At 72.0% G+C, this 12013-nt stretch carries 9 protein-coding genes; 3 read left to right on the top strand and 6 right to left on the bottom strand.

What is annotated here, in order from left to right; genetic code table 11:
* Positions 1-15: 15 nt before the first annotated feature.
* From ACWC0C_RS35520 to ACWC0C_RS35535, 4 genes are all read right to left on the bottom strand, one after another.
* Complete coding sequence (locus ACWC0C_RS35520; RefSeq protein ID WP_450868345.1) at positions 16-1299, bottom strand: aspartate aminotransferase family protein; 1284 nt, start codon at positions 1297-1299, stop codon at positions 16-18.
* Positions 1296-2138 carry a nitrilase-related carbon-nitrogen hydrolase gene (locus ACWC0C_RS35525; protein ID WP_450868347.1) on the bottom strand — a complete coding sequence of 281 codons (843 nt, stop codon included), beginning with the start codon at positions 2136-2138 and terminating at the stop codon, positions 1296-1298. Before ACWC0C_RS35525 ends, ACWC0C_RS35520 begins: the two co-directional genes overlap by 4 nt.
* A gap of 206 nt (positions 2139-2344) precedes the next feature.
* Positions 2345-4576, bottom strand: coding sequence for a hypothetical protein (locus tag ACWC0C_RS35530; RefSeq protein WP_450868348.1), 2232 nt, complete (start codon positions 4574-4576; stop codon positions 2345-2347).
* A 135-nt stretch (positions 4577-4711) separates the two neighbouring features.
* Complete coding sequence (locus ACWC0C_RS35535; RefSeq protein WP_449197864.1) at positions 4712-4963, bottom strand: helix-turn-helix domain-containing protein; 252 nt, start codon at positions 4961-4963, stop codon at positions 4712-4714.
* Positions 4964-5027: 64 nt separating this feature from the next.
* On the opposite strand from ACWC0C_RS35535, the gene map reads away from it, so the two are divergent.
* Both map and ACWC0C_RS35545 read left to right on the top strand, forming a co-directional pair.
* Positions 5028-5798, top strand: coding sequence for a type I methionyl aminopeptidase (gene map / locus ACWC0C_RS35540; protein WP_449197865.1), 771 nt, complete (start codon positions 5028-5030; stop codon positions 5796-5798).
* 142 nt (positions 5799-5940) lie between these two features.
* Positions 5941-8505 carry an ATP-dependent Clp protease ATP-binding subunit gene (locus ACWC0C_RS35545; RefSeq protein ID WP_449197866.1) on the top strand — a complete coding sequence of 855 codons (2565 nt, stop codon included), beginning with the start codon at positions 5941-5943 and terminating at the stop codon, positions 8503-8505.
* Between the two features lie 39 nt (positions 8506-8544).
* On the opposite strand, the gene ACWC0C_RS35550 is transcribed toward ACWC0C_RS35545, so the two are convergent.
* Together ACWC0C_RS35550 and ggt are read right to left on the bottom strand one after the other, a co-directional pair.
* Positions 8545-8904: a hypothetical protein gene (locus ACWC0C_RS35550; protein ID WP_449197867.1), complete on the bottom strand. Its 360-nt coding sequence runs from the start codon at positions 8902-8904 to the stop codon at positions 8545-8547.
* Between the two features lie 416 nt (positions 8905-9320).
* Positions 9321-11135 (bottom strand): gamma-glutamyltransferase, encoded by a 1815-nt coding sequence (gene ggt, locus ACWC0C_RS35555; protein ID WP_450868351.1) that lies wholly within the window; start codon positions 11133-11135, stop codon positions 9321-9323.
* Positions 11136-11243: 108 nt separating this feature from the next.
* Here ggt and ACWC0C_RS35560 point away from each other — a divergent pair, with 108 nt between their 5' ends.
* Entirely contained in the window at positions 11244-11993 is a 750-nt protein-coding gene (locus ACWC0C_RS35560) for a hypothetical protein (protein WP_450868353.1), read from the top strand.
* Positions 11994-12013: the final 20 nt, after the last annotated feature.

Genomic DNA, 12013 nt, shown 5'->3' on the forward strand with positions numbered 1-12013 from the left:
CCGTACACCTGCTCTCTAGTACGTACTGCGCAGTGCCCGTTCCAGGATCGCCGCGCCCTCCTCCGCCTCCGCCACCGTCAGGGACAGCGGGGGTGCGATGCGCAGGGCGCTGGTGTTGTGGCCGCCGCCCTTGCCGATGAGCAGCCCGCCCTCGCGTGCCCTCTCCAGCACGGCCGCGGCCGCCTGCGGATCGGCCTCGTCGGTGCCGGGCTTCACCAGCTCGATGCCGATCATCAGGCCGCGCCCGCGGACCTCGCGCACGCCGGGCAGCTGGGCGGCGACGGCCCGCAGCCGCTCGATGAGCAGGCCGCCGACCCGGCGGGCGTTGCCCTGGAGGTCGTGTTCGAGGAGGTAGGTGAGGTTGGCGAGTCCGGCGGCCATGGTGAGCTGGGTGCCGCCGAAGGTGGAGATGCTGTTGGCGTCCAGGCAGTTCATGATCTCGGCGCGGGCGACCACCCCGCCGATCGAGCTGCCGTTGCCGATGCCCTTGGCGAAGGTGACGAGGTCCGGCGGGCCGCTTCGGGCATGCGCCTGCCAGCCCCAGAAGTTGTCGCCGGTGCGGCCCCAGCCGGTCTGCACCTCGTCGGCGATCCACAGGATGCCGTGCTCGTTCAGGACCTCGCGGAAGGCGGCGTAGAGCCCGTCGGGCGGGGAGGTGAAGCCGCCGACGCCCTGGATCGGTTCGGCGATCAGTGCGGCGGGCGGGCGGGTGTGCCCGAGGATGTCCTTCAGGTCGGCGACACACGCGTCGGTGAACGCGCGGTCGTCCAGCTCGGCGAACGGTCCCCGGGTGCGCACGCCGCCGTGGACGTACAGGGTCTGCAGCGGTGACAGCGACGTCGGTGACCAGCCGCGGTTGCCGGTGATGCCGACCGTGCTGAAGGAACGGCCGTGGTAGCTGTTGCGCATCGCCAGGACGGTGTTGCTGCGCCGGTAGGCGGTGGCGAGCAGCAGGGCGGTGTCGTTGGCCTCGGTGCCGGAGGTGGTGAAGAAGACCCGGGCGTCCGGGATGCCGCTCAACTGGGCGATGCGTTCGGCGAGTTCGACCATCGGCCGGTTCAGGTAGAGGGTCGAGGAGTGGATGATCCGCCCCGCCTGCTCGCCGACCGCCTTGGTCACCTCGGGCAGCGCGTGCGCGGTCATCGTCGTCAGGATGCCGCCGAAGAAGTCCAGGTACTTGTTGCCGGCGGAGTCCCAGACGTGACGGCCCTCGCCGTGGGTGATCTCGATCGGCTCGTCGTAGTAGAGGGCGAGCCAGTCGGGCATGACCTGGCGGTGGCGGGAGTAGAGGTCGTTCACGGCTGCACCAGCCCTTCGTAGGCGTCGGGGCGGCGGTCGCGGTAGAAGGCCCACTGCTGCCGCACCTGCTCGATCAGGTCGAAATCGAGGTCACGGACGAGGAGTTCCTCGGACTTGTCGCTCGCCACCTCGCCGACGAACTGCCCGCGCGGATCGACGAAGTAACTGGTCCCGTAGAAGTCGTTGTCCCCGTACTCCTCCTGGCCGACCCGGTTGATGGCGGCGATGAAGTACTCGTTGGCGACGGCGGCGGCGGGCTGCTCCAGCTGCCACAGATGGGCGGAGAGTCCGCGGTGCGTGGCCGACGGGTTGTAGACCAACTGTGCGCCGTTGAGCCCGAGTTGCCGCCAGCCTTCCGGGAAGTGCCGGTCGTAGCAGATGTAGACGCCGACCTTGCCCACGGCCGTGTCGAAGACGGGCCAGCCCAGGTTGCCGGGTTTGAAGTAGTACTTCTCCCAGAATCCCTTGACCTGGGGAATGTGGTGCTTGCGGTACTTGCCGAGGTAGGTCCCGTCGGCGTCGATCACGGCGGCGGTGTTGTAGTAGAAACCGGACTGCTCGACCTCGAAGACCGGGACCACGACGACCATGCCGGTCTCGCGCGCGAGCCCCTGCATCCGCCGTACCGTCGGCCCGTCGGGCACCGGCTCGGCCCAGCGGTAGTGCTCCGGCTCCTGGACCTGGCAGAAGTAGGGCGAGTTGAAGACTTCCTGGAACCCGATGACCTTGGCACCCCGCCGGGCCGCCTCGCGGGCGTGCTCCTCGTGTTTCGCCACCATGGAGTCGGTGTCGCCGGTCCAGGTGGCCTGGACCAGTGCGGCTCGTACGACGTTGGCCATGAGCTGCTCCTTCGACGGGACCGCCAGAGCCTCTACGCCCGTAGAGCAGGCCGTAGAGGGACGAAAGTAAGCCTCCGGGAGGCCCTTGCCAAGACCATCGTCGTCAACCCGCGGACTCGATCACGTTTCACACCCCGGTGGGTGAGCGACGGGGCCACTCGAAGGGGTGAACCGGAGCATACCGGGACGATATGACGTTCCGCCGCTCACGTCGCGTGTCCGGCCACCCGCAGCGCGTGCACGAGGTCCCAGTGCCGCTCGTCGGAGACGGCCTGCGCGGCCCGGAGCAGCAGCGGCACGAGCCGACGCGGATCGGGTACGACGCTGCGGGCGGCCTCTTCCGCCGTACGGACCCGCACATAGGCATCCAGCAGGGCCTCCGTCTCCCGCCGGCGGCCCTCGCCCTCCAGGCGTAGCACGGCCGCGCCGATCTGCTCCGCCGGACGGGCCACGCCCTGCCGCAGTAACTGCCGCCCGTCGGCGTCCCGTCCGGCGGCGGCGAGCGCGTCGGCGGCGGCGACCAGCCGCTCCGCGGGCAGCGAGACGGCCTCCCACAGCAGCGTGGCCCAGTCGGCGTCGAGCCCCGCGCGATACAGCGCGTCCGCGAGCGCGGGGAACCGTCCGGCGGGCCACTGCGCGACCTCCACCAGCAGCACATGCGCCTCCCCGGTGCGCCCCTCGGCCCGCAACCGCGCGAGCCGCTCCACGACCCCGGCAGCCGCGGCCCACGCCTCGCCGTCCACCACCTCGCCGCCGACGGGCCCCGCCTCGCCGGGCTGGGCGGCGACCCCGGCGAACCGCGCCCCACGCGGACTCCCCTCCGGCATGACCGGCGGTGCCGCCTGCGGCACGACGACAGAAGCGGCCGCCTCCTCCACCATCCCGGCGAACCGAGCACTGCCACGCCGGCGCTTACGGGCTTTGGGCGCCTCGGGGGTGGGGGGCACGGCATGAGCGGGGGCGTGGGGGATGTGGTCGGGCGCGGCGACATGCGGGGCCGGAGGGGGCGCTACGGGGTGCGGGGGCCGAGCGGAGCCGTCGGTCTGCGAGGTAGGCGGGGGCTGGGCAGGCGTGACGATGCGGGGGTCACCTTGGAACCCGTCGATGTGCGGAGCCTGAGCGGGCACGCCCCCACCCGACGCCGGAGCGGACGCAGCGGCATGCGGGGCCCGAGCGGAACCGTCGGCATGGCGGGACCGGGCAGACGTTGCGTTCTGCGAGTCCCAAGCGGGGCCGTCGGCGTACGGGGCTGAAGCCGAAGCGGTGGCGTGCGAGGCCGGAGCGGGCGTGGACCCATGCGGGGTCGAACCGGAGGCGGCTCCACGGGGGGCCGGAGCAGGCGCGGCGCCATGCGGGGCCCGAGCGGAGCCGTCGGCACGCGAGGGCCGGGGAGGCGTCACTGCTTGCGGATCCTGAGCGGGGGCCGCGATGCCGTGGGGCAGGGTGGCCTGTGCCCGGACGGGGTGGCCTGCGGGGAAGCCAGCGGGTTGGAAGTCCTCGCCGGTGGACGAAGCGCTTCTGCGACGGTCGTCGTCCGGGACGCGTCCGCCGGTCCAGCTCTCCGGGCCGACTGGCGAGCCGTCAGCAGGCTCTGCGTGCGGGGGGCCGTAGCCGGAGGCGGACCCGGTCGGGCGCTGGGCGCGATCACGGGCGACGCCGCCGAAGTCCGGCGGCGCCCCAGCCGACGTCCCCCGCCCCGCCGGCGCCGGCTCTCCGCCTGTCCCCCGAGCCGGCCCGGCCACACCCCCACGCATGTCCCCAACTCCCCGCCGCCCCCGCTCCGCCATGTGGTCGCCGCGGTCGACGCCGCCGAAGTCCGGCGGCGCCCCAGCGGACGTCCCCGAACCCCCCGCCGCCTCCGGATCCTCGGCCTCGACGGGCAGTGGACCGGAGTCAGCCCCGTGAACCGGTCCCCGTGTGCTCATCGCTCCGTGTCGGTCCAACTCGGTCAAACGGCTGCGGAGTTCCGCGCATCTGGCGGTGGCGCGTTCGTGGTCGTCCTGGGCCCAGGCGAGGTCCAGGCGGAGGGAGTCGGCCTCCTCGGCGGAAGTCGGTGCGGTGAGCAGGCGGGTGAGGTCGGCGTGGCGTTCGGCGGCGTAGCGCTGTTCGCGGAGCATGACGTCGAGGCGGTCGAGCAAGGTGTCCCGCGCGCCGGGGCGGGCGTCGTAGGCGGCGAGGGCGGCCCGGTACAGGGCGCGGGCCCTTTCCCGCTCGGCCTCGGCGGCGGCGGAGCCGTAGGCACCCGCGAGGTCCTCCAGCAGCGCCTCCACCACGTCCCACGGCGGCACCTCGCGCCCGTCCAGGCAGGCCCGCATGCCGTCCGGGTCGCGCTGCCAGAAGACCCCGCTCCAGCCTCCGCCCCGGTCCAGGCGCGCCAGCAGGCCGTCCAGGTAGCTCGCGAACTCCCGTACCCCACCGGGGAGTCGATCCACCGCCATCGCTCAGCTCCCGCCCGGCCGCCGGTACTCCGCCGGTTAGGCAACACCAGTTGTGTTACGGCGCTGCTACACAGAGTTTTCCGGCAGCGCGCGGACACCTCATCGCGGGACCCCGGCCGTTGCGCGGACGGCGCCTCACGCGACCACGAGGGCGCACCGTGCGACCAGTTCGTCCATGGACAGCCCGAGAACCCCGGCCAGCGCGGCCACGGTGAAGAACGCGGGCGTCGGCGCCCGGCCCGTCTCGATCTTGCGCAGCGTCTCGGCGGAGACCCCCGCCTGCGCGGCCACCTCGGTCATGCTCCGGCCGCCGCGCGCCTCGCGCAGCAGCCGCCCGAGCCGCTCGCCGCGTTCGCGCTCTTCGGGGGTGAGGGGGGTACGGACCATGTCGCCCATTCTAATACCGGCCCACACGGCGGCTCCCCATTAAAATACCGGTATAGTAATTGGCATGGTGGAGCTGAAGACGGACACATCGATCGACGCGATGCACGCGGCCGGCCAGGTCGTCGGGCGGGCCCTGACCGCCGTACGACAGGCCGCGGACGTCGGCGTCTGCCTGCTGGAGCTGGACGAGGTGGCGCGGGAGGTACTGCGTGAGGCCGGGGCCTCCTCGCCGTTCCTCGGCTACCGCCCCTCCTTCGCCCCGACCCCCTTCCCCGCGGTGATCTGTGCCTCCGTGAACGACGCGATCGTGCACGGCATCCCCACCGGCTACCGGCTCCGCGACGGCGACCTGGTCTCCATCGACTGCGGTGCCGAGCTGGACGGCTGGGTCGGCGACTCGGCGCTCAGCTTCACGGTGGGCCGCCCGCGCCCGACGGACCTCCGCCTGATCGAGACGGCCGAGCGGGCGCTCGCGGCCGGCATCGAGGCGGCTGTCGCCGGCAACCGCATCGGCGACATCGCACACGCCGTCGGCCGGGTCTGCCGAAGCGCCGGCTACGGCATCCCGCACGGCTTCGGTGGTCACGGCATCGGCCGCCGTATGCACGAGGACCCCGACGTCCCGAACGAGGGCCGTCCGGGGCGAGGGATGACGTTGCGCCCGGGTATGGCCCTCGCCATCGAGCCCATGCTCATCGCCAGTGGCAAGGACACCTACTTCGAAGCCGACGACGGCTGGACCCTGCGGACGACCGACGGGTCCCGCGCGGCCCACGTGGAGCACACCGTGGCGATCACGGAGACGGGGCCGAGGGTTCTCACCGAGAGGCACTAGGGGCACTAGAAGCAGGCGACCCGGGGCGCGCAGAAACGCAGGCGAACATGCCCACCCCCACAGATCGTGACATCGTGGGCATGAGCAACCCACCCCGGGTTACCCGGCCGCTCCGCATGCCGTCAGCGAAGGAAGCAACGCCATGACCAACGGCTACCCTCCTGACCCCTTCGGTGAATTCCTGGCGCGCTTTTTCGGCGGCGCCCCCAGCGGAGCCAAACGCCACATCGACATCGGCCGCCTGCTCAGCCAGCCGGCCCGCGAGCTGGTCAGAGGGGCCGCGGTGTACGCCGCCGAGCACGGCAGCCGGGACCTGGACACCCAGCACCTGCTGCGCGCCGCCGTGGCGGCCGAGCCCACCCGGAGCCTGCTGAGCCGGGCCGGCGCGGACCCGGACTCGCTGGCGTCGGAGATCGACGGCCGGGCCGGCCCGGCGCAGCACCCGCCCGGCGAGGCCCCGCCGCCGACCTCGCTGTCGCTCACCCCGGCCGTCAAGCGCGCCCTGCTGGACGCGCACGACCTGGCGCGGGCGAGCGGGGCCGGATACATCGGCCCGGAGCATGTGCTCAGCGCGCTGGCCGCCAACCCGGACTCGGCGGCCGGGCACATCCTGCACGCGGCCCGGTTCTCGGCCGGCGCCCTGCCGGCCGAGGCCCCGGAGAGCGTCCAGGTGCGCCCGGAGCGGCAGCGCGCCACCGGTACGCCCACGCTGGACAAGTACGGCCGCGATATGACCGAGCTGGCCCGGCAGGGCCGGATCGACCCGGTCATCGGCCGGGACACGGAGATCGAGCAGACCATCGAGGTGCTGTCCCGGCGCGGCAAGAACAACCCCGTCCTCATCGGGGACGCCGGGGTCGGCAAGACGGCCATCGTCGAAGGCCTCGCCCAGCGCATCGCGGACGGGGACGTGCCGGACATCCTGGCAGACCGCCGGGTCGTCGCCCTGGACCTGACCGGTGTCGTCGCCGGCACCCGCTACCGGGGCGACTTCGAGGAGCGCCTGAACAACATCGTGGAGGAGATCCGCGCCCACTCGGACAAGCTGATCGTGTTCATCGACGAGCTGCACACCGTGGTGGGCGCGGGTTCCGGCGGCGAGGGCGGCGCGATGGACGCCGGGAACATCCTCAAGCCCGCCCTGGCCCGCGGCGAGCTGCACATCGTGGGCGCGACCACCCTGGAGGAGTTCCGCCGGATCGAGAAGGACGCGGCGCTGGCCCGCCGGTTCCAGCCGATCCTGGTGCCCGAGCCGACGGCCGAGGACACCATCGAGATCCTGCGCGGGCTGCGCGACCGCTACGAGGCCCACCACCAGGTCCGCTACACCGACGAGGCGCTGATCGCGGCCGTGGAGCTGTCGGACCGGTATCTCACCGACCGGCGGCTGCCGGACAAGGCGATCGACCTGATCGACCAGGCGGGCGCCCGGGTACGGCTCGGCGCGCGGACCAAGGGCACGGACGTGCGCGCGATGGAGCGCGAGACCGAGCAGCTGGTCCGGGACAAGGACCAGGCGGTCGCCGACGAGGACTACGACAAGGCCAAGGAGCTGCGCGACCGGATCGGCGAGCTGAAGCAGCGGATCACGGAGGCGAGCGGCGACGACAGGGTCGACGAGGGGCTGGACCTGGAGGTGACGGCGGAGGCCGTCGCCGAGGTGGTGTCCCGGCAGACCGGCATTCCGGTCAGCCGGCTCACCCAGGAGGAGAAGGAGCGGCTGCTCGGGCTGGAGGAACACCTGCACCAGCGGGTCGTCGGCCAGGAGGAGGCCGTCGCCGTGGTCTCGGAGGCCGTGCTGCGCTCCCGCGCGGGCCTCGCGAGCCCGAACCGGCCGATCGGCAGCTTCCTGTTCCTCGGCCCGACCGGCGTCGGCAAGACCGAGCTGGCCCGGGCGCTCGCCGAGGCGCTGTTCGGCAGCGAGGACCGCATGGTCCGGCTGGACATGAGCGAGTACCAGGAGCGGCACACCGTCTCCCGGCTGGTCGGCGCCCCGCCCGGCTACGTCGGCCACGAGGAGGCCGGGCAGCTCACCGAGGTGGTGCGCCGGTACCCGTACTCGCTGCTCCTGCTCGACGAGGTGGAGAAGGCGCACCCGGACGTCTTCAACATCCTGCTGCAGGTCCTGGACGACGGCCGGCTGACCGACTCCCAGGGCCGGACGGTGGACTTCACCAACACGGTCATCGTGATGACCAGCAACCTCGGTTCCGAGGCGATCACCCGGCGCGGTGCCGGGATCGGGTTCGGGCCGGGCGGTGCGGAGGCCGACGAGGAGGCGCGGCGCGAGCAGATCCTCCGGCCGCTGCGCGAGCACTTCCGGCCGGAGTTCCTCAACCGCATCGAAGAGATCGTGGTCTTCCGGCAGCTGACGAGCGAGCAACTGCGGCAGATCACCGACCTGCTGCTGGAGAGCACCCGGCGGCTGCTGGACGGGCAGGGCGTCACGGTCGAGTTCACCGAGGCGGCCGTCGACTGGCTCGCCGAGCGCGGCTACCAGCCGGAGTACGGAGCCCGGCCGCTGCGCCGCACCATCCAGCGGGAGGTGGACAACCAGCTGTCGAGGCGGCTGCTGGACGGCACGATCTCCGAGGGCAGCCGGGTGAGCGTAGACGTCCGGGACGGGCGGCTGGACTTCCGTCCCCAGGAAGCCCAGGCCCAGGAAGCCCGACCCCGGGAAACCCGGCCGCCCGCACCGGAGTTGTGAGAGGGTGTTCTGCGAGTTTTCGCCGAGTTCTCCGTTGTGTCAGTGGCCGCCGCTCGGAGGCTCGCAGCCAGTGCCGTCGGGGTAGCCGCCGAAGGCGTCCGCCTTGGCGGAGTCACTGCTCATCGTGCCCTCCACACACCAGGGAGAGGCGCCGATGTCGATGAGGAAGCCGACCCCGGTGGACCCGTCCTGGTACACCTGCACCTTCCCGGCGGAGTAGCCGAGGCCGGTGAGCGCGTTGCGGACGCTGCCCGGGGCGAAGTCGCCGCGCCGGCGCAGCGGTTCGAGTGCGCTCTTGACGCGTGCGACGGCGGTGAGCCCGTCGCAGCGACTCTGACCGTGGAGCGGGATGGGAACTCTGAAGCCGTGGTTTTCGGCGTAGTGGTCGGTCGGCGGCACGGTTGAGGTGGGGGTAGTGGCGGCCGTGGGCGCCGTCGGCTTGGGACTCTCGCCGGGGCAGGGGAAATCCGCTGGTGTACTCGGCGTCGATATACCGGTCGGGGTCGGATGCGAACGCCGGTACACATCGGCGGTATCCCCTGCCCGCTGCGTTCCGCACCCCGCCGTCAGCAGGACCGTCACCGCCAACGGCAGCATCCCGAGCCCGGCTCTCGTCTTCCTCAGCGTCGCCATCCCCCGATCCTTCCCCGCGGCTCGGCGGCCGTCATGAGTACTTCTACTCATCCCCCCGCAGCTTCGCCGCGACCCGGCGGAGCGCCGCGTCACCCGGCTTCACGGCGTTCTCGAACCCGACGTCCGGCCCGGTCGTCTCCTTCGGCGCGTTCGTCGGACACGCGCGGAACACCCCCTGCGGTCTAGGGCGCCGGATCCGGATCCGGAACCACCACCATCGCCGAGCCGCCACCGCGTCGTACCTTCTCGGCTGCGGCCAGCCACCTGCCGTCCGGCAGCCGTTGCACGCCGGTCGCCGCGCCGATCTCGGGGTTGAGCTTGAAGGAGTGGCCGATGGCTTCCAGCTGTGTCCTCAGGTCGCCGTTGTAGAGGGCGGGTTCGAGTTCGGTCTGGGCCGCGTTGCGCTGGCTGGCGCGGGGTGCGGCGATGGCGTCGACCAGCGGCAGATGCCGGTCGAGGAACTCGGTGAGGGTCTGCAGCACGGTGGTGATGATGGTCGCGCCGCCGGGCGAACCGAGCGCCACCACGGGCCGGTTGCTCTTGTCCAGGACGATCGTCGGGGAGATCGAGGAGCGCGGCCGCTTGCCCGGACCCGGCAGGTTCGGGTCGTGCACGGCCGGGTTGGCCGGGGCGAAGGAGAAGTCGGTCAGCTCGTTGTTGAGCAGGAAGCCCCGGCCGGGCACGGTGATGCCGCTGCCGCCGGTCTGCTCGATGGTGAGCGTGTAGGAGACGACGTTGCCCCACTTGTCGGCCACGGTCAGGTGCGTGGTGTTCTCGCCCTCGTACGTCGTCGGGGCCGCCGTACCGCCCTCGCCGCAGGCTGCGGGGTGGCGCGGGTCGCCGGGGGCGAGCGGGCTGGTGAGGACCGCGTCGTCCTTGATCAGGCAGGCGCGCGAGTCGGCGTACTCCTGCGACAGCAGCTGCTTGGTGGGTACGTCCTCGAAGGCGGGGTCGCCGACCCAGCGCCCGCGGTCCGCGAAGGCGATCCGGCTCGCCTCGATGAAGTGGTGCAGGTACTGCGTCTCGCTCGCCTTGGAAAGGTCGGTGTTCTCCAGGATGTTCAGGGCCTCACCGACCGTGGTGCCGCCGGAGGAGGAGGGGGCGATGGAGTACACGTTCAGGCCGCGGTACGACGTCCTGGTGGGTGCCTGGAGCTTGGCGTGGTAGACGGCGAGGTCCTTCTCCGCCAGTTTGCCGGGGCGGGCGTTCCAGCCGGAGGCGGGGTCCACGGGTGGTTGCTCGACCGTGTCGACGATGTCGTCGCCGATGTCGCCGCGGTAGATCGCGCCGATGCCCTCGCGGCCCAGCTCCTCGTAGGTGCGGGCGAGTTCGGGGTTCTTGAAGGTGGAGCCGACGACCGGAAGCTGCCCGTTCGGCAGGAACAGCCGGGCGGTGTCCGGGAAGTAGCGGAAACGCTTCTCGTTGGACGCCGTCTGCGAGCGGAAGGTGTCGTCCACGGTGAAGCCGTCGCGGGCGATCCGCTCGGCCGGCTTCAGGAGCGTGCCGAGCCTCCTGCTGCCCCACTCGTCCAGCGCGGTCTGCCAGGTGGCGGGTGTGCCCGGGGTGCCGACGCTCAGGCCGCTGCTGACGGCGTCGGCGAAGGCGAGCGGCTTGCCGTTCTCCGTGAACAGGTCGGAGTCGGCGCTGAGCGGTGCGGTCTCACGGCCGTCGATGGTGTGCACCGTGCGGGACTTGGCGTCGTAGTAGACGAAGTAGCCGCCTCCGCCGATGCCGGCCGAGTAGGGCTCGGTGACGCCGAGCGCGGCGGCGGTGGCCACGGCCGCGTCGACCGCGTTGCCGCCGCGTCTGAGTACCTCGATGCCGGCCGCGGAGGCGCCCGCGTCGACGCTGGAGACCGCGCCGCCGTAACCGACGGCCACCGGAACCTTCGTGGGGGTCTCGCTCGTTGTCGCGGCGGGTGGCGCCGCCGCCCCCACCGACACCAGGGCGGCCGAGACCGCCAGAACCGCCAGTTTCCGCGTGCCAGGACGACCCATCCGTACCTCCCGTAGGGACAGTCCGCGCAGCGTAGCCAGATTGCCGTAGTACCGACAGTACGCCTGGGGTACCACCGGCGTCGCCCTGGACCGCTACCATGCGCGGCCATGAACGACGACGTGCGCAACATCGTCCTGGGCCTGGTGGCGACCGGGATATCGGCCTCGCTGGGCTGGCTCGCCCGTACGTATCTGTGGCGGCGCAAACTCCGCCGCAAGCAGGCGTTCTTCGGGCTGCCGGACCACTCCGAGTCACTGCTGGTGGTCCCCCGCGCGTCTGGTGGACCGGAGCTGTCGGTGAAGCGCTACGACATGTACGCCCTGCTGGAACTCTCCGCCCTGATCAAGGACTGTCATGCGCGCGCCCAGGTGGTGGGACATGACGGGACCCAGCAGGGCTTCGGCGGGCGCACGGAATTCTGCGTCGGCGGGCCGTACTCGAACCGCCGGACGGCGGCCCACCTCTCCTCGCTGCTGCCGGGTGTGTGGGTCAACACGGAGCCCGAACCGGTGGCGGAGCGGGGGACGTTCCGGATCGGCGGGGAGCAGTACCGCATGGAGCGCGGCCGGAGCGAGTACGTCCTGCTCGCCCGGCTCACCGCGGACGGCCAGGAGGACGCCCGCCCGGTGTTCCTCTTCTGCGGCCAGCGGGCCGTCGACAACCAGGCCGCCACCCGCTATCTCGCCCGCCACCACGAGCGGTTGTACCGCAAATACGGCACCGGCTCCTTCGTCCTGCTGCTGAAGGTGGTCAACTCGCAGGCCTACGGCCCGGATGTGGTCGAGCTGGTCGCCGACGTCACGCGGGCGGCGCGGACGCCGCTTCCGGAGCCGGCCTCCGCCGATGCGGCCGCTTAGCGGTTCAACAATCTTTACTG

The organism is Streptomyces sp. NPDC001709 (assembly GCF_053596375.1).